Below are 20,422 nucleotides of genomic sequence, written 5' to 3'. Positions count from 1 at the left end.
AAAGCGTCCCATGCGTGAACTGATCCTGCTGCGCCATGCGCATGCCGAACCGGCGACCACCGGCCAATCCGACCTGGACCGTCCCCTGTCGCCGCAGGGCCTGGCCGAGGCCGAGGCCGCCGCGCGCTGGCTGAAGGAGCAGGGCCTGGTGCCGGACCGCGTGCTGTGTTCGCCGGCGCGCCGCACCCGCGAGACGCTGGAAGCGGTGCTGGCCGCGATCGGCTACGTGGAGCAGCGGCTGGAAGAGCGCATCTACGAAGCCACGCCCGGCACGCTGGCCGACCTGGCCGACCAGCACCGCGAGGCCGAGCGCCTGCTGATGGTCGGGCACAACCCCGGCTTCGAGCAGCTGGCGGCGCTGATGTATTCCGGCGTGACCAGCGAGTACCGCGGCATGCCGCCCGGCGGCGTGGTGGTGCTGACGCTGCCGGTGGATGCGGCGATCGAACCCGGCGTGGCGCAGCTCTCCGCTTTCTGGTGGCCATGAAGTCGGATCTGCCGCTGGCCGTCTGGCTGGCCCTGCTGTGCCTGGCCCTGCTGTGCGCCGCGCCCGCGTGGGCGCAGCAGGGGCGGAACGATTTCGATCCCGCGCATACGCGGCTGGGCTTCGAACTGCGCACTCGCTGGGGCCAGGTGCTGGATGGCGTGTTCCCGCGTTACGAGGGTTCGGTCGAGCACCTGCCGGACGGTCGCCAGCAGGTGCGCCTGCGCATGTACACGCGCGAGGTGGAGATCGTCGACCACCCGCGCTACGGCGACTGGGCGCGCAGCGAGAAGTTCTTCGATGCCGACCGCTACCCGGTGGTCACCTTCACCTCCAAACCCTATGACCCGATGCTGCTGTACGACGGCGGCACGCTGGAGGGCGACCTGAGCATCAAGGGCATCAGCCGGCCGCGCAGCCTGGAGGTGGCGGCGTCGACGTGTTCGCGTCCTGCCGTGGACTGCGACGTGGTGGCGACCGGCGCGGTGCGCCGCAGCGACTACGACATGGACGACTGGATGCTGGCGGTCAGCGACCGCGTGGTGTTCGTGCTGCGCGCGCGCGTCCGGAGCGGAAAACGCCAGTGACCGCCCGTTTTCCCACGCTCGCCGTGCGCTGCGCGGTGCTCTGCCTTGCGCTGCTGGGCACGGCCTGCGCCAGCCTGTCCGACCGCCAGCGCGACCGCGCGGCGGGCATCGCCGCCGCCGCCCGCTCGGAGGTGGTCGACTGCACGCAGGCCGATGCCTGTGCGCTGCCGTCGCCGCTGTACGACCTGGCCGGGAAGGCGAACGCCGATTCCACGCCGACCGCACCGCGCCACTATGCGGTGATGCTGGACAAGGGCTCGGACGCGCTGCTGGCGCGCTTGAACCTGATCCGCAGTGCGCGCGAACGCATCGACCTGCAGACCTACATCTTCGACAAGGACGACAGCGCGCGGCTGGTGCTGGACGAACTGCTGGCCGCGGCGCGGCGCGGGGTGAAGGTGCGGCTGCTGATCGACCAGCTGTCGGCGATCGCCGACCTGGAGATCCTGGCCGCGCTGTCCGGTTCGCACCGGAACTTCGCCATCCGCATCTACAACCCCAGCTTCGGCAAGGCCAAGCTCAATTACCTGGACTACGCGGGCAGCGTGCTGTGCTGCTTCCGCCGCTTCAACCAGCGCATGCACACCAAACTCCTGCTCGTCGACGACCGCATCGGCATCAGCGGCGGTCGCAACTACCAGGACGACTATTACGACTGGGATGCGGAGTACAACTTCCGCGACCGCGACGTGCTGGTCGCCGGGCCGGAAGCGGCGGCGATGGCGACCAACTTCCAGGCGTTCTGGGATGCGCGGCGCAGCGTGCCGGCCGAGCGCCTGAACGATGTCGGCCGCACGCTGCTGGACGAAGGCGTGCCGGCGATGCCGGTACCACGCTACCTGCGTCCCGAGCGCGTGCAGGAAGCCATCGCGGAGGCGAGCGATCCGGAGGTGGTGCGGGCGCGCTTCGTGGAACCGGCGTTCGCCGTCGGCGCCGTGCGCTACATCGCCGACCTGCCGCAGAAGCACCGGCGCGAGCGCCGCGACGACGATGCGCCCGCGGCACCGGAACTGGAGGCCCTGATCCGCGGCGCGCAGAAGGAAGTGCTGTTGCAGACGCCGTACCTGGTGATGTCGAAGCAGGCGCAGAGGATGTTCCGCGACATGCGCAAGCGGCAGCCCCCGCCGCAGGTGATCGTGTCGACCAACAGCCTGGCCGCGACCGACAACCCGATCGTCTATTCGATGTCGTTCAAGTACAAGCGCCGCTACCTGCGCGAGTTCGGTTTCCAGATCCACGAATACAAGCCGTTCCCGGAAGATGCGCCGGTCGACTACGCCGCGCTGATGCCGGAAGGGCCGCCGGTGGCGTCGCCGGACGGCAACACCGGCAGCGCGCTGCGCGGACCGTCGGGGTCGATCGGGCCGTCGGGCGGAAGCGCCTCCGACGCCAGTGGCGAGAACACGCGCCGCCTGCAGCGCACCGAGTCGCGGCCGTCGTTCTTCAGCAGCGGCGCCGCTGCCGAGCCGCTGCCGCTGAAGCGCGCCGGCGTGCGCATGGGCCTGCATGCGAAGTCGATGGTGATCGACGGCGGGATCGCGGTGATCGGCACGCACAACTTCGACCCGCGCTCGGAGAACTACAACACCGAGGCGGCGGTGGTGATCGACGATCCGGCGTTCGCGCAGGCGCTGGCCGGCAGCATCCGCCGCGACATGTCGCCCAAGAATGCGTGGACGATCGCGCCGCGCGCCAAGCCGCCGGTGTTCTCCGGCCTGGACTACAGCCTGGGCAAGGTCTCCGAGGCGTTGCCGATCTTCGACATCTGGCCTTGGCGCTACGCGACCAGCTACGAGTTCCGGCCGGGTCCGGAATGCCCGCTGCCGGTCGGTCCGAAGGATCCGGCCTTCCAGCGCTGCTACGTGGCCGTGGGCGACTTTCCCGAAGTCGATGTCGGCCCGAAGTGGCTGTATACGCGCGTGCTGACCGCATTCGGCGCGGGCCTGGTGCCGATCCTGTAGACGTGTAGGAGGGGCTTCAGCCCCGATGCTTTTTCCTGGCGACCGGATGCCGAGGACGCGTTCGTCATCGGAAAGCATCGGGGCTGAAGCCCCTCCTACCACGGCTTGCGTAGAATCGTGGCGACATCCATTCCGGTCCTTGCCCCATGGCTTTCCGCGCTCCCGTCGATCTCGCCGCCGTCAACGCGCATGCGGCCAATACGCTGGTGTCGAACCTCGGCATCGTGATGACCGAAGCGGGCGAGGACTGGCTGCGCGGCACCATGCCGGTGGATGCGCGTACGGTGCAGCCGTACGGCATCCTGCACGGCGGCGCGTCGGTGGCGCTGGCCGAGACGCTGGGCAGCGTCGCCGGCAACCTGTGCGTGGACACCACGAAGGAGATGGTCGTGGGCCTGGAGATCAATGCCAACCACGTGCGCGCGATGCGCAGCGGCGTGGTCACCGGTACGGCGCGGGCGCTGCATGTCGGTCGCAGCACCCAGCTGTGGGAGATCCGCATCGAAAACGACGACGGCAAGCTGGTCTGCGTGTCGCGGCTGACGCTGGCGGTTGTACCCAGGAGCTAGTGGGGAGCGGAGAGGAGTGAGGAGTGAGCGAAGGCAAAGGCTGTGGCTCTCCTCACTCCTCTTCACTCACTCCTGCCCCTCCCCCCCTCACTCCTGCTATCTTGAGCGCATGACGCCGCCCCCTGTTCATGTTGCTGGCGGCAGCGGCGTGGCACGGGTATTCCGTTACGCGTACCGCGTGCCGTTGCTGCTCATCCACCTGCTGCTCTTCCTGCCGATCGTCCTGCTGTGCCTGTCGCCGGTGCTGGTGTGGATCCGCGTGCGCGACGAGAGCATCGGCGACGTGGCGGTACGGCATTGGTCCGGTGGGCTGATGCGGATCTTCGGATTCCGCCTGCGCCGGGTCGGCACGCCGTTGCCGGGTCCCACGATGTTCGTGGCCAACCATGTCAGCTGGATCGACATCGAGGCGCTGCACAGTCAGCGCATGATGGGCTTCGTGGCCAAGCAGGAGATCCGCGGCTGGCCGGTGGTGGGTTGGCTGGCGGCGCAGGGGCACACCATCTTCCACCAGCGCGGCAGCCAGGAATCGCTGGGCGGCGTGCTGCAGGCGATGATGCAGCGCCTGCGCGAGGGCCGGCCGGTCGGCGTGTTCCCCGAAGGCCGCACCCGCGACGGCCATGCGGTGGGCCCGTTCCACGCGCGCATCTTCCTGGCCGCGGTCGAGGCGGGCGTGCCGGTGCAGCCGGTGGCGCTGCGCTACGGCGCCCGTGGCAGCGCGCAGCCGGTGGTGGCGTTCGGGCCGAAGGAAAGCTTCTTTGCCAACTTCCTGCGCCTGCTGGGCGAACCGGCGCGCACGGCCGACATCTGTTTCCTCGAGCCGATCCGCGTCGCCGACGTCGAAGGTCGCCGGCGCATCGCCGACCTCTCGCGCGAACGCATCGTGCAGGCGATGGCCGAGGCCTGAGCGGCCGCCGTGACGGCATTGCGACGTATTCGAGGGAATACTCCATCCTCCGGTGCCACATTCGCACCAACGCTGCCGCGATGAGCCCATGATCACTGCCGCCGATTTCCGCCCCCCGCGCTGGCTGCGCAACCCGCACCTGCAATCGGTGCTGGGTTCCAGTGCGCTGCGCCGGCGTCGCGGCCTGCGCGCGCTGGCGGGCAGCGGCGCGGTGACGCTGGAGCACATCGTCGACGGTGGCGACGGCGTGCGGTTGCAGGGCTTCCACAGCCAGGTGGCCGGACGGACGTCGCGCGGCCTGGTGCTGCTGCTGCACGGCTGGGAGGGCAGCGCCGATTCCAGCTACATGCGGCTGACCGCGGCGCAGCTGCTGGCGCGCGGCTTCGACGTGTTCCGGCTGAACTTCCGCGACCACGGCGACACCCACCACCTCAACGAAGACCTGTTCCACTCCAACCGGCTGGACGAAGTGGTGCATGCTGCGCTCGACGTGTCGCGGCGCTTCGCCGGCGACCTGCCGATGCGGGTGGCGGGGTACTCGCTGGGCGGCAACTTCGCCCTGCGGCTGGCGCTGCGCGCGCCGCAGGCCGGGCTGGCGCTGGCGCACGTGGCGGCGGTCTGCCCGCTGCTGGACCCGGCCACGACGATGGACAGCATCGAGAACGGGCTGCCGCTGTACGACTGGTACTTCGCGCGCAAATGGCGCCGCTCGCTGCTGCGCAAGCGCAGCCTGTTCCCGCAGCGGCACGACTTCGACGACACCGTGCTGGCGCTGGACATCCGCGCGCTGACCGACTGGCTGGTGCAGCGGCACACCGGGTTCGGCACCCTGGACGCCTACTTCGACGGTTACGCCATCGCCGGCGAGCGACTGGCCGGCCTCACCGTGCCCACGCACATCCTGATGGCCGAGGACGACCCGGTGATCCCCTTCGACACCTTCCGCGACTGGGCGCTGCCGGCGCAGGCCACGCTGGAGATCGCGCCGTGGGGCGGCCACTGCGCCTTCATCGAAAACGCCGCCGGCGATGGCTACGCCGAGCGCTGGGTGGCCGAGCGCCTGGCCGGCAGCGCCGCCTGAGCCGGGAAGCCCCGGTACAATCGGCGTTTGACCGAACGCTGGTAACCGCAATGTACGACCCGATTCTGGACGCTCTGCGCCGTGGCGCCGTGGCGGAAGCCCTGACCGCTGCCGAAGCCCTGGTGGCCGAACGCCCCGACGACGCGCAGGCGCTGCGCTGGTTGTCTACCGCGCAGATGCAGGGCGGCCAGGCCGACGCGGCGCTGGCGACCATCGACCGCGCCATCGCACTGGCGCCCGAGAATGCCGACCTGCACCTGGCCCGCGCCGGCGTGCTGGTGGGCAGCCGCCGCAACGAGGACGCGCAGGCCGCGCTGAGCCAGGCGACGGTGCTCGATCCCAACCAGTTCACCGCCTACCTGATCCAGGGCCAGCTGGCGCTGGGCCGCGGCGACCTGGACGAAGCCGAACGCCTCGCCCGCCTGGCCGCGCGCGTGGCGCCGGACCATCCGCAGCTGGCGGCGATCACCGGCATGGTCGCCCTGCGCCGCGGCAACGCGGACGCCGCGCTGAAGATCGTGTCGGCCGCGCTGCAGGACGCGCCGGACGACGTGCAGCTGCGCTACGCGCTGGGCTTCATCCACATGGCGCTGGGCCACTGGGCGTTCGCCGAGCAGGCGTTCCGCGGCGTGGTCGAGAAGGTGCCCGGCTCCGACAGCCTGCGCAGCCTGATCGCCGACCTGATCCGCCGGCAGGGCCGTCCCGCCGAGGCGGCCGACGAACTGCTGCCGCTGGTCGCGATCAACAACGCGCCGGCGCTGCACCGCTACATCGGCCACCTGCGCCTGGCGGCTGGCCAGAACGAGGAAGCCCTCGCTGCATTGCGCATCGCCCTCGCCGGGCAGCCGCGCGACCGCGACACCGTGCTGGCGATCATCGAAGCGTGGAGCCGTCTCGGCGCGCAGGACGACGCGCGCAATACGCTGGACGCCGCGCTCGCCACCACCGCCGATGCGCACGACCTGTGGCTGGCGCGCCTGCTGTTCGAAGCCGTCGGCAGCGCGGAAGCGCGCACCGTCGTCGACCGCTGGGTGGCGGCCATGCCGCAGCACGTACCCGCGCTGGAAGCGCAGATGTCGGTGCTGGACGCCGCCGGCGACGACGGGGCCGCCGAAGCGGTGGCGCGCCGCATCGTCGAGCTGGATCCGGGCCGCGCCAGCGGCGAGCAGCGGTTGGTGGAAGGCCTGCTGCGCCGCGATCCGGTGGCGGCGATCGCGCGCGTCGGCGAGCTGGCGAGCAAGGCGCAGAATCCCGACCAGCAGCGCAGCCTGCGTGGCTGGCAGGCGTTCGTGCGCGATCGCGCCGGTCGCTACGCCGAAGCGGTCAACGGCTGGGCCGCGCTGGCGCACGAACTCGCGCCGTCGCGCCTGCCGCTGTGGACCCAGACCGGCGCGACCGGGCCGTGGCCCGAGCTGGGCGACGTCGCCGCGTCGTCGCAGCCGCGCCCGATCCTGCTGTGGGGTCCGCCGGGCACGGTGGTCGAGTCGCTCGCCGGCGTGCTGGGCTATGTCAGCGACCGCCTGCGCGGCGATCGTTTCCTGCCGGAGCCTCCGATGGACGGCTTCCAGAGCTACTTCACGCCGGCGCGCCTGCTGTCGGGCGAGCTGACCGGCGAGGCGCTGATCGCCGACTGGCGCACGACGCTGAAGCACCGCTCGGTCGATACCGGCGTGGTCGACTGGCTGATCTCGTGGGACAACGCGCTGTTGCACGCGCTGCGTCCGCACCTGCCGGAAGCGCTGCTGATCGTGGCCGTGCGCGATCCGCGCGATGCGCTGGTCGACTGGCTGGCGTTCGGCTCGCCCGCGCCGCTGGCGCTGGACGATCTCGACGCCGGCGCCGCGTGGCTGGCCGGCCTGTTCGCGCAGATCGCCGACCTGCACGAACAGGATCTCTACCCGAGCCGCCTGATCCGCATGGACGCGATCAAGGACGACGCCGGTGCCGTCGCGCAGGCGCTGGGCCAGGCGTTGGGCGCGCAGCTGCCCCTGCCGCCGTCGTCCGGCGCGCGCCGCTTCCCGGAAGGCCACTGGCGCCACTACGCGCAGGCGTTGGCCGGTCCGTTCGCCGCACTGACGCCGGTCGCGGTGCGCCTGGGTTATCCGGAAACCTGATTCCTTCCTTTTCCAGCAGGAGCGACGCATGCGTCTGTGGAGCGACAGTTTTGAGCACATGAAGCCCATCCCGGCCGAGTTCGCGATGGGCCAGCCGGACGGTTTCGCCGGCAACCGCAATCCGCATCTCGCCTGGGATGGCGTGCCGGACGGGACGGCGTCCTTCGCCCTGCTGTGCATCGATCCCGACGCTCCGACCGTGCCCGACACGGTCGGCCGCGACGACCTGCAGATCCCGGTCGAACAGCCTCGCGCGCATTTCATCCACTGGGCGATGGCCGACATCGCGCCCGACGTCCGCGAGATCGCCGCGGGCAGCTGCAGCGACGGCATTACCGCCAAGGGCAAGCAACAGCCGGCGGGACCTGCCGGCGCACGCCAGGGACTGAACGACTACACCGGCTGGTTCGCGGGCGACGCGCAGATGGGCGGCGACTACCACGGCTACGACGGCCCGTATCCGCCGTTCAACGACCTGCGCGTGCACCGCTATTTCTTCCGCCTGTTCGCGCTGGACGTCGCCACGCTCGAGTTGCCGGCGCGCTTCACCGCCGGCGACGTGGAGCGCGCGATGCAGGGACATGTGTTGGGCGAAGCGCTCGTCTACGGAACGTACACCTTGAACGCGGCGGTCCGCGGATGAATCCGCCGGACGGGGACAATCCTTACGAGAGTCCCCGGCGGGCATCGTAGGCGGCGACGAGGTGCTGGACTGGGCGGAGCAGCTGCCCTGGTGGCAGGACCAGTTGATCGGCGCCGCGGTGATGATCGCCTACTACACGCTGATGGAAAGCACGACGGGGACGACGATCGGCAAGCTGCTGACGGGGACGCGGGTCGTCGACGAGGCCGGTCGACCGATCACCTTCGGGCAGGCAGTGCTGCGCAGCCTGAGCCGCATCGTGCCGTTCGAAGCCTTCTCGATCCTGTTCGCCGATGACGATGATCCGCGCGGCTGGCACGACCGTTGGCCGCGGACGCGCGTCGTGCTCAAACGCCGGCCGGTCGTCCTGCCGGCGTGATCCGCGTCAGTCGGCGGATGGCCGCCAGCGCCAACGACCATCGGCATCGATGACCAGGCACGTGCCCGACGGCGGACACTCGCGCGCCACCGCGATCTGTTCCGGCGCAATGCCCAGCCGCCATGCCAGGCCCATCTGGCCGATGGCGTAGAAGCGCTGCTCGTCCGCGACGCTGACGTGCAGCGGCGTGGCGACCGGTTGCCGTTCCAGTGCCTGCAGCGTCGCTTCCGCCCAGTACGCACGGCCGATGAGGCCGGGATGATCGAGCCGGCGCGTGCCTTCCACGGCGATCCACGACGACACCGCGATCAGCGCCGCGACCACCAGCGCTGCGCCATCGGCGGCGACGCAGCGCGCCAGCACGATCACCGGCAGGATGGCGGCGATGGCCGCGTAGTACTCGTAGCTGTTCCAGGCGAACAGGAAGTAGGGCGCGTAGGCGAGGCCGGCGAACACGACAACGCATGCCCATTGCAGCCGGGTCAGCAGGGCGCGGCCGCGCCAGCCGGCGATCGCCCACGCGGCCAGCATCGGCAGGGCGGTGGCGGCGATCCAGGCCAGGCCCTGCATGCGTTCGCCCGCGACCGCCATGCGCATTGCCTCGCGCGGCACATTCAGCAGCCACGCCACGAACGAGGCGGCATTGCGCAGCACGTTGCTGCCCAGGCTCAGGTCATAGGACGCATCGGTGTTGGCGGTGAAGCGCGAGCGCAACGACAGCCAGACCATGACGACGGCCACGCAGGCCAGCCAGGCGACGAGTTCGCCGCGATCCAGCCGGCGCACGACGACGAACGCGGCCACCACCAGCATCAGCGCGGGCGTCAGCGCTGCGGATTCCTTGCTCAGCAGCGCCAGCGCCAGCAATACGGGCGATAGCGCCAGCAGCGCGTTGCGCAGCACGCCGCCGATGTCGGCGCGCGCGCTGACCCACGCGGCCAGCAGCAGGCTGGTGAACAGGGTCAGCATGGCATTGTTCGCCGCCGCCGCCCAATGCACCGGCAGCAGGTGCAGGGTCAGTGCGCCGTATACGGCGCCGGCGAGCGCGGCGATGCGGCCGGCGTGCGGCCAACGGCAGGCGCGCGCCAGGCGGAAGCCGAACAGTGCGACCCCGAGCGTGGCCAGCACATGCAGCACCAGGCTGATCACGTGTGCGGCATGGGCGCTGCCGCCCAGTGCCGCATCGATCCAGCGCCAGTAGCCTTCCTGCGAGAGCGGTCGCCAGAACCGCGGCGGCGACGACGGCCAGAAATCCGACCACCACGGCATGCCCGCCGCATTGGTCGCGTGCGCGGCGTGGAGGAAAACGTAGTCGTCGCCCCAGAGCGGCGTCTGCAGCGCCGGCCACCACATCAGCAACGCGGAAGCGGCGAGCAGGGCGGCCGCGATCCAGGGGAGTGGAGAAGCGTTCCTTGCGGTGGAGTCCATCAGTCGCGCGTCGAAACGGTGGCGCGCCACTATAGCGTCTGGTCCACGTTATCGATGCGCGCCGTGCGGGCACGGCACGCATCGTGCCGCCGTACTAGTTCTTCTCGCTGGCGGATTCCACCACCATGTCCAGCACGTAGGCCTTCGAGGATCCGTCCGCCGGCGGGTTCTTCACCGTGTAGCGGTCCACGCGCAGCACGTTGCGGATGCCGGGCTCGTGCGTGTAGCCCTCGATGCTGTCGTAGAAGTGCTGGAACTCGCCGGGCGTACCGACCTTCAGACCCTGGTCGTCGTACGTGATCTCGCGAACCTGCAGGCACTGCTTGTCGGGGATCAGCGGGTGGTTGCAGGGCTTGGTCTCCGCCGCGACCTCCAGGAACACGCGCTCGCCGGCACCGCCGTAGCGGGTTTCCGCGGTGCGTTCGCCGGTGAGGGCGAGTACGTCGCCGGTGGCGGTGGTCAGGGTCAGGGTGGGCGCATCGCCTGCCGTGGTCGCCAGCGTCAGCGTGCCTTCCAGGCGCTTGCCGATCTCCTGGTCCAGCGCCATCAGCGCGTTGTCGGTGCACGCCATCATGGTGGACGCCAGGCGGCCGATGCTGAGGCTGGTGTCCGACAGCGTGTAGGTGCCGCCCATGCGGTTGCAGGTATTGGTCACGCCCAGCCGGCCGTCCTTGAAGTCGAGCTGCACGGGCTTGTCGACACGTGCGAACAGGGCTTCGATGCGCTTGCCCTGCGCGTCGGTCGCGTCCATGAGTTGCCAGTGGTACTGGGGGAGCAAGGCAGCGGCGCCGACCGACGCGGCAACCGGTGCATCCGGGGTGGTGACCACGGTGCGCGCGGGCGCGTCGGCCTGTTCCGCCGGCTTGGGGCAGCCCGCAAGGGCCAGTGGCAAGGCAAGCAGCAGCAGTCGTTTCATGGCGTTTTCCGTCGAAGGTGGGCCAATGCAAACGCGCGGGAGGTTGGAATGGGGTGAAGGCCGGGCATCGCGCTTGATTGTAGGAGCGACGTCAGTCGCGACCGCGCCCCGAGAGCCATTCACCGTGCATTGGGATGAACGCGCCGCAGCGCGCCCGGATGGCAAACAGCCGCTTCAGGGCAGGCCGGCCGTGCGGTCGCGACTGACGTCGCTCCTACAGGGAGCAGGGAGCGCGGCGGCTCAGCTGCCGACCGGCATCAAGAGCAGCAGCAACGCGCCCAGCACGATGCGGTAGATCGCGAATCCGGTGAAGCGGTGCGCCTTGATGAAACCGAGCAGCCACTTCACCACGACGAAACCGGTGACGGTCGCCGCAGCGAAGGCCAGTGCCACCTCGCCCCAGTTCTCGCTGCCCAGCGCATCGTCCTTCACCAGTTCCAGGAAGGCGTAGCCGCTGGCCGCGAACATGGTGGGAATGCCCAGCAGGAACACGAATTCCGCCGCCGACGAGCGCCGGCTGGTGCCGGCCAGCATGGCCATGAAGATCGCCGCCGCCGAGCGCGAGGTGCCGGGGAACACGCCGGCCACCACCTGCGCCAGGCCCACCAGGATCGCCACCTTCCAGGTGATCGTGGCGACATCGCCGCGCTTCTCCGCGAAGTGCTCGGCGATCAGCATCCACACGCCACCGATGATCAGCGCCCAGGCGATCGGGGTGACCGTCTCCGGCAGCTCCCAGCCGGCCAGGCGGACGGGCAGGCCGACCAGCGCGGTGACCAGGAAGGCGGCCGCCAGCTTCATCGAATAGTCGCGCGCCGCGGCATCGCGCCAGCAGCCGGTCGTCAGCTCCCAGATGCGCTTGCGGAACACCAGCGTGGTCGCGAGGATCGCGCCCGCCTGGATGACGATGTTGAAGAAGTCGGAGCGCTCGCCCAGCCAGTGCTGCGCGATCAGCAGATGACCGGTGCTGGAGACGGGCAGGAATTCGGTCAGGCCTTCGAGGATGCCGAGCAGCAGCGCGGCGAGCAGGTCGTTCATGGGCAGGGAGCGTGCGGGAGACGGGCAGGATAGCGGAAAGCGCTCCTGCCCCTGGTCGCACGTCCGCGCGGTCCGCCCGGCTCAGCCGCCGCGGAACAGCGTGCTGGCTTCGTTCGCGGCGCGCAGACCCGACAGCACGGCGCCCTCCATGAAACCCTGCCACTCGTAGAAGCTGCTGGTGTGGTCGCCCGCGAACAGCAGGTTGTCCACCGGCGTGGCCTCGGCATGGGCGATGCGGGTGAAGTAGCCCGGCTGCGGTCGCGGGAACGCGCCGCGGCTGTTGGGGTTGATGCTCCAGTTCTGGGTGGTCGCCAGGATCTTTCCGCGGCGATCGCGGGTGACGTTGTCCATGGCGCCAGGCAGGACTTCCTCGAGCGAGGCGACAAAGCCCACCGCGTCCATCTGGGTGCTGGCGGGCAGCAGGCTGCGGGCGGCGTGGCCGCCCACCTGGTGCGCAATCACGGCACCGCTGCGACCGGCGCGCGACGGATTGGTTTCCCACGCGTTCTGCAGGCTGGGCAGATCGGCCCTGCCGCTGCCGGTGGCACCGGACTCGCGCCAGTAGGGGCGCGAAAAGCCCACCAGCAGCCGACTGCTGTCGCCCATTTCCGACTTGTCGATGGCCTGGCGCTTCCACGACGACATGTCCACACCGCGCATCTCCACCTCGCGCAGCACACTGAACGGCATCGCCAGTACCACGGCGTCGTAATCGCGCTGCACGTACTTGCCGCGCAGGTCGAACGTCAGGCGCACCGTACCGCCGAGCCTGCGCGACAGCGCGACCAGCCGATGGCCCAGCTGGACCGGCTGCGGCAGCTTCTGCGCCAGCCCGGTCGCGATCAGATCGTTGCCGCCGACCACGCGCAGGGACTCGCCGCTGTCGCAGGTCGCGAACTTGCTGCGGCGGTCGCCGTAGACGAAGCGCAGGAACGCGAGCGCGCTGACTTCATCCAGGTCACTGCCGAACTCGCCCAGGAACGCGTTGCCCAGCACGCTGCGCAGCAGGCCACTGGCGCCGTACAGCGTGAGGTATTCGTCCAGCGTCATGAAATCGAGCGCCTCGGCGCGTGCGCAGTACCGCTCCGCATGCGGTGCGCCCAGCGGCGTCAGGTCCTCACGGATGAAGGCGGCGAACGCTCGGAACTCGTCCGCGATCTCCGCGTCGGAATGGCGCTGGCCGGCGAAGTGGTGGAACGTCCGGCCGCCGCCGGTGTCGACCGCTTCGAGCGGCAGGCCGAGCGCACGCGCATAACCGAGCATGGCGTAGTGCGAGCTGCCGATGAACTCGGCCCCGCGTTCGCCCACCTGTCCGGGGAACACGTTGCGCGCGGACCAGCAACGTCCCCCCACGCGTTGCGCGGCCTCGAACACGTGCGTGGGCACGCCCAGCCGCATGAGCTCGGTGGCACAGGCCAGGCCGGCCAGGCCCGCACCGATGACCGCCACGCCACGCGTGTTGTTCAGGCGCGCATACATGCCGCGGGCATCCTGTGCGGTGGCCGCGAGCAGCGACGGGGTCACGATCCCCAGACCCGCGGCCGCGACGCCACCCACGGCCGCCTGCATCAGCCGGCGTCGGTCGTGGCTGTCGGGCGCCTGGCGGCCTACCGCTTCGCCGACATCGTCTCCCGTGCGGGCGCATGCCTGCCCGATGCGGGCCAGCCGTCGCACCTGTGCCATCCAGTCAGAGCGCGTCATCGTCGTTCTTCTTCCTCGGGTCAGGGGTCTCTGAGGCGGTCCGGATCACCGGCCCGCCTGGAACATCAACTGCAGGGCGTTGTCGCGCTGGTCTTCGCCGATCGTGCCGCGGTAGTCGACCTGCAGCGAATAGGCGCCAAAGTCGAACAGCACGCCGAGTCCGAGCATGAACCGGCTGCGGTCGTAGCCGCCCACCGACGTCGCATAGCGTGGACCCAGCAGATCGGCGTACTGCATCACCGCACGGCTGTCCGCCGTTAAGTCGTGCTGGTACTCCAGGCGCAGTTGCGGCGTGAACGCGCCCCACGTGGCGTTGCGGCGGAAGGCCGCGCGCAGGCCGACGTTGCCGGTGGTCGTATCCACGTCCTGCGCCTCGTACGTCAGCGCGTAGATGGCGTCGCCGCGTTCGGTGTACGGATCCAGCGTGGCGCGCATCACGTCAAGGCGCGCGTACGGCGTCAGCTGCGCCATGCCACGGCTGATGTCGGTACCGACCGACACCGATGCGAACCACTGGTCGCCATCGCGCGAGCCGCGCACCCGGCCATCGTTGGCGCTGACGAACCGATCCATGTCGTAGGTCAGGCGCTGGTAGCCCAGCAGGCCATCGACGAACAGGCGCTCGCCCGGCTGATAGCTGGCGTACGTCGCCAACGTCCAGGCACGGCCTTCCAGCTCGGTGCCGTTGTCGCCCACCGACGTGCTGTCCTGGCCATAGCCCAGCCCCAGGCCGGCGATCACGTCCGCATGGACGCGACGGTCCGCGCCGGCGCTGACGCCCTCGGTTTCGAAGTCGAGCCCGTTGCGGCCTGCACGCCCGTCGAAGTTGCCCGAGCGCAGCGTACCGCCGGTCCAGAAGCCGAACGTGGATGCGCCGGGTTCCGGGACGCTGTCGGGATCATCGGCGCTGGCGCCGCCCGACAGGCGCTGCTCGTGCCGCGGGTCCTCACGGTCGTCGCCGGCCGGGTCCACGGTGGTACCGCAGACATCCAGGGCGGAATACGCACGATTGTCCGGGCACCGCTGACGCGTGGTGAACGACACGCCGTTGCGTACGCCGCCGGCCTTCGTGCCGCCATGCAACTGCTCGAGGCGCTGCTGGAAGTTGGCGATCTGGCCGGTGGCGAAACGTCGCGTGGCTTCCGCCTGCGCATCCAGCAGACCGCGCACTTCCGGGTCCTGCGTGGGATCCGGCCGCGAGATCACGTTGATCGTATAGGCGCGCGTGCCGCTGAAGCCGAGCGCGTCGGTGGCGCGGAAGGTCACGTTGAACGTGCCGGTACCGGTCGGCGTACCCGACAAGGCGCCGGCTGTGGTCAGGGTGATACCGGCCGGCAATGCGCCCGCATCCACTGCGAACGTGTACGGCGCGGTACCGCCCCGCGCGGACAGCGCGGCGTTGTAGGGCACGGACTGCAGCGCGCTCGGCAGCGTTTCCGGGTCCACCACGATCGTCGGCGCGGACACGGCAAGCGTATAGGCGCGGGTGAAGCTGGCGGCCGTGCCCGTGGTGCTGTCGGTGGCGCTGATGCTGAAGTCGAAGCTGCCCGCCTGCGTCGGCGTTCCCGCCAGCTGGCCGGTCGTCGCATTCAGCGCCAGTCCCGCGGGAAGCGTCCCGGTGACGGCGTACTGGTAAGGCGCGATGCCGCCCGAGGCCACGAACGTCTGCGTATAGGCGATACCGGCCGTCGCGCCCGGCACCGTCTCCGGCGTCATCGTCAGCGCCGGGACCTGCACCACCAGGGTGTAGGTGGCCGACAGGGTGGCGGGAATGCCGGTGGTGCTGTCCGTGACCGTGACGGTCAGCGTGAAGCTGCCCGACTGCGTCGGCGTGCCGCTGAACTGGCGGGTGGCGGTGTCGAAGACCAGGCCGGTCGGCAGTGTGCCGGCCAACGTGGTCGTATACGGCGCGATGCCGCCGCTCACCGTCAGCGACTGGCTGTACGCCACGCCGGCACTCGCGTTCGGAAGTGCGCCGGCCGCGGGCGACAGTGCCAGTGTAGGCGTGGCGACCACCAGCGTGTACGCACGCGTGACGGCCTGGCCGTACGTGTCGGTCGCGGTGACGGAGACGGCGAACGAACCGGCCTCGGTCGGCGTGCCGGACAGCACGCCGGCGCTGGACAGCGCGAGGCCGGTCGGCAAGGTGCCGGCGGTGACGGTGTACGTGTACGGCGCGACGCCGCCGGTGGCCGACAACGTCTCGCTGTATGCCAGGCCGGCCGTGGTCGCCGGCAGCGTCGCCGGGGTCAGCATCAGTGTCGGTGAGGGCACCTCGATCGTGTAGGCCTGCGTGATCGAGAACGGAGCACCCGCGCCGGTAAGGCCCGCATCGGTGGCGGTGATCGACACCGGGTAGCTGCCCGGCGCCGTCGGGACGCCCGACAGCGTGTTGCCGGAGAAGCTCAGGCCGGCCGGCAGCGTGCCGCTCAGGCTGTACGTGTACGGGCCGGGGCTGCCGCCGGCGGTCAGCACCTGCGTGTAGGCCGCGCCATAGGTTGCGGTCAACGTGCCGGAGCCCGGCGACAGCGTCAGTGTGGGCGCCGACAGCGCCATCGTGTACGCGGTGCTGCCGGTCTGACCGTTCGCGTCGGTCGCGGTGATGGTGAAGGTGAAGGTGCCCACCTCGGTCGGCGTGCCCGACACACTGCCGGCCGAGGACAGGGACAGGCCTGCCGGCAGGGCACCGGCGCTGACCGCGAAACCGTACGGGCCGACGCCGCCTGTCGCCGACAGGGTCTGCGCATAGGCCGCACCGGCGGTCGGGTTGGGCAACGTGCCCGGCGTGACCGCGATCGTCGGCGCCGCGATGGTGAAGGTGTAGTTGCGTGCCACGGTGAACGGCGCGCCGGTCCCGGTCGAGCCGGTATCGGTCGCGGTGATCGTCGCGGTGTAGCTGCCGGGTGCCGTCGGCGTGCCGGACAGCGTGTCGCCGGTCAGCACCACGCCCGGCGGCAGCGAACCGGTGGCCGCGTATGTGTACGGTCCGATACCGCCGCCGGCGGTGAACACCTGCGTGTAGGGCGCACCATACACCGGCGTGGCGACCGTGGTGGGCGCCAGCGTCAGCGTCGGTCCGGCCACCGTCAGCGTGAAGGCCTGGCCCACGGTGTAGGGACCGTTGCCGCTGCTGCTGTCGGTCGCGGACACGTTGAGTGTGAAGCTGCCCGCCTGCGTCGGCGCGCCGGACACGGTCACGCTGTTGGCGGTCGTGCCGGTGACGCTCAGGCCGGTCGGCAGGTTGGTCACCTGGTAGCCGCTCCAGGGCTGCGCGCCGCCGTTGAAGGTGAAGGTCTGGGTGTAGGACGTGGCGATGGACGCTGCGAACCCGCTGCTGGCGCTGATCGTGATCACCGCATCCTGCACCGTGACCGAGACCGTCGCCGGCGCCGAGGTGCCGCCGCTGTTGGTCGCGGTGTAGGTGAAGCTGTCGGCGCCGGCGTAGCCCGCGTTCGGCTGGTAGGTGAGCGTGGTGCCGGCGATGACCACGGTGCCGTTCGACGGCGCGGTGCCGAGGCTCAGCGAGGTGGCGGCACCGCCGCTCAGGCTGAGCGGCACGCTGGCAGCGCCGCCGTTGTAGGCGACCGTCAGCGAGGAGTTGCCCGCGACCGGCGGCGCGTCGATCACCAGCAGGCTGTAGTTCTGGGTGACCGTGTAGGGACCGGTGCCCGTGCTGCCGTCGGTTGCCGTGATGGAGAAATTGAAGGTGCCCAGCGCGGTGGGCGTGCCGGTCAGGGTGCCGTTCGCCGGGTTCAGCGTTAAGCCACCCGGCAGCGCACCGGCGGTGACCGCATAGGCGTAAGGCGCCGTGCCCCCGCTGGCCGCCGCGATGCTCTCCGAATACGCGACATTCAACGTGCCGCCCGGCAGTGTGGTCGCCGGCAGCACCAGGGTCGGCGGGACGATCGTCAGGGTGTAGGCCTGGCTGCCCGAGAACGGTCCCGGGAACGGACTGTTGTCCGTCGCGGTGACGGTGACGTTGAACGTGCCGCCGGCGGTGGGCGTGCCGGCGAGCACGCCGCCGGACGACAGCGTCAGGCCGGCCGGCAGCGTGCCCGCGGTGACCGCGAACGTGTAGGGGCCGGTGCCACCGCTGGCGGAGACGGTCTGGCTGTACGCCGCCGCCACCGTGCCATTGGGCAGCGTGGCCGGACTGACGGTCACCGGGACGTCGTCATTGGTGATCGTGCCCACGCCCTGGTTGTCGCTGATCGTCGCGTTGGTCGCGCCGCTCAGGTTGACGAAGAAGGTTTCGTTCGCCTCCGGAACGGTATCGCCGTTCACCGGGACGGTGACGGTGCGCGTGGTCTGCCCGGGGGTGAAGGTGAGGCTGCCGGCCGTGCTCGTGTAGTCGGCCGGCTCGACGGCGGTGCCGTCCGCCGTGGCGTAGATCACGGTGACGGTCTGGCCGCTCGCCGCGCTCAGGCTGACGGTGAAGACGGCGTTGGTGGTGCCTGCATTGCCCTCCACCACGCTGACATCGTCGATCGACAGACTGGGCAGCGGATCGTCGTTGACGATGGTGCCCACGCCCTGGCCGTCGACGACGACGGCATTGATCACGCCGGTGACATTGACGAAGAAGGTTTCCGACGGCTCGTTGAGCGTGTCGCCATTGACCTGCACCGTGAAGGTGTAGGTGCTGCTCCCGGCGGGGATGGTCTGGCCGGCCAGGCTCTGGGCGACGTAATCGACGCCGCCCGTGGCGGAGCCATTGGCGGTGGCGATGCTGAAGGTCACGCCACCGGGGCCGGCCGGGGCGCTCAGGCTGACCGTGAAGGTGAAGTTGGTGGTGCCTGCATTGCCTTCGTTCGCCGTGACATCGTTGATCGTCAGATTGGGCAGGTCGTCGTTGAGGATCGTGCCCGTGGCGCTGTTCGGCACGCCCACCGTGTAGCCGGCACCGGCGGCCAGGGTCAGGGTGACGGTCTCGTCCGCTTCGATGGTCGCGTCGGCCGTCGGATTGACCGTCACGGTGCCGGTGGTGTTGCCGGCCGGGATGACCAGCGGCGAGGCGATGGTCGCGTAGTCGGTGCCATTGGTGGCGGTGCCGCCGATCGTGTAGTTGATCGAGGTCGCCGAGAAGGCCGCCTGGTTCAGCGTGAACGTGTAGATGAGGTTCGGCGCACCGTCTTCGGCGACTGCGGCCGGCGAGACTGAAACCGTCGCGCTCGGCACGTCGTCATTGAGGATGGTGCCCGTCGCCGAGGCCGGCGCGCCGACGGTGTAACCCGTGCCGGCCGCGACGGTCAGGATGACAGTCTCATTGGGTTCGACGGTGCCATCGACGGAGGGATCGATCACGATCGCCGCCGTGGTGGCGCCGGCCGGAATGGTGACGGTGGCGACGCTGCCCGTGTAGTCGGTACCCGCCGTCGCGGTTCCGGTGGTGGTGATGTTGACCACCGTGGGCGACGACAGGTTCAGGCTGCGGGTAACCGTGTACGTCAGGTTGGTCGCGCCGTCCTCGCTGACGCTGGCCGGTGAGACCGCGATGCTCACGCTCGGCGGCGGGCTGACGGTCAGCGTGTAGTTCTCGACTTCGAAATAGCTGCCCGGGCCGGTGCTGCTGTCCGTGACGCGGATCGTGACCGGATAGTTGCCGGGAGCGGCCGAGGTGGTGCCGCTGACCACGCCGCCGCTGGACACCGTGATGCCGGCGGGGAAACTGCCGGTCTCCAGTGCGTAGGTGTAGGGCGCCACGCCGCCATTCGTCGACAGCGTCTGCGAGAAGGACGCGCCCTGGATGGCGGTGCCGGACGGCGTCGCCAGCGTCAGCGTCGGGTTCTGGACCGTTCCCGTGTACCCCTTGTCGACGAATTGCGCCGTGGGGGTGGTGGCATCGGTCGAGCGGACGCTGAAGGAATAGGCGCCGCGCTGGGTCGGTGTGCCGCTGAGCACGCCGCCGCTGGTCAGGCTGACGCCGACGGGCAGTACACCGCTCTGCAGGCTGTACGTGTACGGGGCCAGGCCGCCGCTGGACGACAATGTCTGCGAGAACGCCGTGCCCGCGGTGAGCGTGGGCAGGGACGCGGGCGAAACCGTGATGGGCGACGCCGAGGGCGTGATCGTGATCGTTACCTGCACGTCGCCATCGCCAGTGAGCGAGCCGTCGGCGAACTCGAACACATCGGTCGATCCGATGCCGGTGGATCCGTTGTGGCTGTAGTCGAGGAACCATTGGCCAGCGGTCTGGCGCAGCGTGGCGGTGCCGTGGTCCTCGAAGTCCGCAGGGCCGAAGCTGCCGCCATCGATGGGCCCGATGCCGCCAAAGCCGCTGTCGTACTCGCAGTCGCTGACGTTGATCGTCACCGAGCCGCCGCTGGTGACGGTCGCTGTCTGCGCGGGGCATTCCGCCGAGGAGTGTTGTGCGAGGGCGACGACCGGCGCCAGCAGGCCCAAACCGGCCAGCATGCAGGTGGCCACCAGCAGCCGCGCACGGCGCACGGCGTCAGCTCGAACGATCGACATCATGTTGTTCCCCTAGAAAACCCGGACCGCGGTATCGCCCCTGGCAGGGCGCGCGTGCGATTGCATGCGTTGCGATGAAGACACGGAGCCTTGGTGCGCCGCGTCCCCTAAGACAGCGGCGGGCCTCTCCCCTACCCTATTGG

The 20,422-nt window shown here is 70.1% G+C and carries 14 protein-coding genes; 9 read left to right on the top strand and 5 right to left on the bottom strand.

Annotated elements, in window-relative coordinates:
* The first annotated feature begins 10 nt into the window (after positions 1-10).
* From AC04MD_RS14355 to AC04MD_RS14315, 9 genes are all read left to right on the top strand, one after another.
* The gene (locus tag AC04MD_RS14355) at positions 11-487 is read left to right on the top strand and encodes a SixA phosphatase family protein (RefSeq protein ID WP_475497950.1); all 477 of its coding nucleotides are present in this window, start codon (positions 11-13) and stop codon (positions 485-487) included.
* Complete coding sequence (locus AC04MD_RS14350) at positions 484-1,071, top strand: YceI family protein (protein ID WP_475497949.1); 588 nt, start codon at positions 484-486, stop codon at positions 1,069-1,071. The genes AC04MD_RS14355 and AC04MD_RS14350 overlap by 4 nt, the downstream gene beginning before the upstream one ends.
* Entirely contained in the window at positions 1,068-3,032 is a 1,965-nt protein-coding gene (locus tag AC04MD_RS14345; protein ID WP_475497948.1) for a phospholipase D family protein, read from the top strand. Before AC04MD_RS14350 ends, AC04MD_RS14345 begins: the two co-directional genes overlap by 4 nt.
* A 146-nt stretch (positions 3,033-3,178) precedes the next feature.
* On the top strand, positions 3,179-3,601 hold the full coding sequence (locus AC04MD_RS14340; RefSeq protein WP_296278608.1) for a hotdog fold thioesterase: 423 nt from the start codon (positions 3,179-3,181) through the stop codon (positions 3,599-3,601).
* A 109-nt stretch (positions 3,602-3,710) separates the two neighbouring features.
* Entirely contained in the window at positions 3,711-4,508 is a 798-nt protein-coding gene (locus AC04MD_RS14335) for a lysophospholipid acyltransferase family protein (RefSeq protein WP_475497947.1), read from the top strand.
* An 88-nt stretch (positions 4,509-4,596) separates the two neighbouring features.
* Positions 4,597-5,589, top strand: coding sequence for a YheT family hydrolase (locus AC04MD_RS14330; protein ID WP_475497946.1), 993 nt, complete (start codon positions 4,597-4,599; stop codon positions 5,587-5,589).
* Positions 5,590-5,639: 50 nt separating this feature from the next.
* The gene (locus AC04MD_RS14325; RefSeq protein WP_475497945.1) at positions 5,640-7,703 is read left to right on the top strand and encodes a tetratricopeptide repeat protein; all 2,064 of its coding nucleotides are present in this window, start codon (positions 5,640-5,642) and stop codon (positions 7,701-7,703) included.
* Between the two features lie 28 nt (positions 7,704-7,731).
* Positions 7,732-8,346: a YbhB/YbcL family Raf kinase inhibitor-like protein gene (locus AC04MD_RS14320; RefSeq protein WP_475497944.1), complete on the top strand. Its 615-nt coding sequence runs from the start codon at positions 7,732-7,734 to the stop codon at positions 8,344-8,346.
* 61 nt (positions 8,347-8,407) lie between these two features.
* Entirely contained in the window at positions 8,408-8,725 is a 318-nt protein-coding gene (locus tag AC04MD_RS14315) for an RDD family protein (protein WP_475497943.1), read from the top strand.
* Positions 8,726-8,731: 6 nt separating this feature from the next.
* Here the strand turns inward: AC04MD_RS14315 and AC04MD_RS14310 are convergent, their stop codons facing one another.
* The 5 genes from AC04MD_RS14310 to AC04MD_RS14290 all read right to left on the bottom strand — a co-directional run bounded on the left by AC04MD_RS14310 (position 8,732) and on the right by AC04MD_RS14290 (position 20,279).
* Positions 8,732-10,153, bottom strand: a complete 1,422-nt coding sequence (locus AC04MD_RS14310) for a hypothetical protein (protein ID WP_475497942.1) — start codon at positions 10,151-10,153, stop codon at positions 8,732-8,734.
* A gap of 94 nt (positions 10,154-10,247) precedes the next feature.
* Complete coding sequence (locus tag AC04MD_RS14305; protein ID WP_475497941.1) at positions 10,248-11,069, bottom strand: DUF4377 domain-containing protein; 822 nt, start codon at positions 11,067-11,069, stop codon at positions 10,248-10,250.
* A gap of 240 nt (positions 11,070-11,309) precedes the next feature.
* On the bottom strand, positions 11,310-12,107 hold the full coding sequence (locus AC04MD_RS14300; protein ID WP_475497940.1) for an undecaprenyl-diphosphate phosphatase: 798 nt from the start codon (positions 12,105-12,107) through the stop codon (positions 11,310-11,312).
* Positions 12,108-12,188: 81 nt separating this feature from the next.
* A complete protein-coding gene (locus tag AC04MD_RS14295) occupies positions 12,189-13,808 on the bottom strand; it encodes a flavin monoamine oxidase family protein (RefSeq protein ID WP_475497939.1) in 1,620 nt (539 codons plus the stop codon).
* Between the two features lie 45 nt (positions 13,809-13,853).
* Positions 13,854-20,279, bottom strand: coding sequence for a putative Ig domain-containing protein (locus AC04MD_RS14290; RefSeq protein ID WP_475497938.1), 6,426 nt, complete (start codon positions 20,277-20,279; stop codon positions 13,854-13,856).
* Between the last annotated feature and the right edge of the window lie 143 nt (positions 20,280-20,422).

It is taken from the genome of Pseudoxanthomonas sp. LjRoot206, assembly GCF_056175725.1.
Note: the sequence above shows the minus strand (reverse complement) of the source record. Positions and strands in the feature narration are given on the sequence as shown.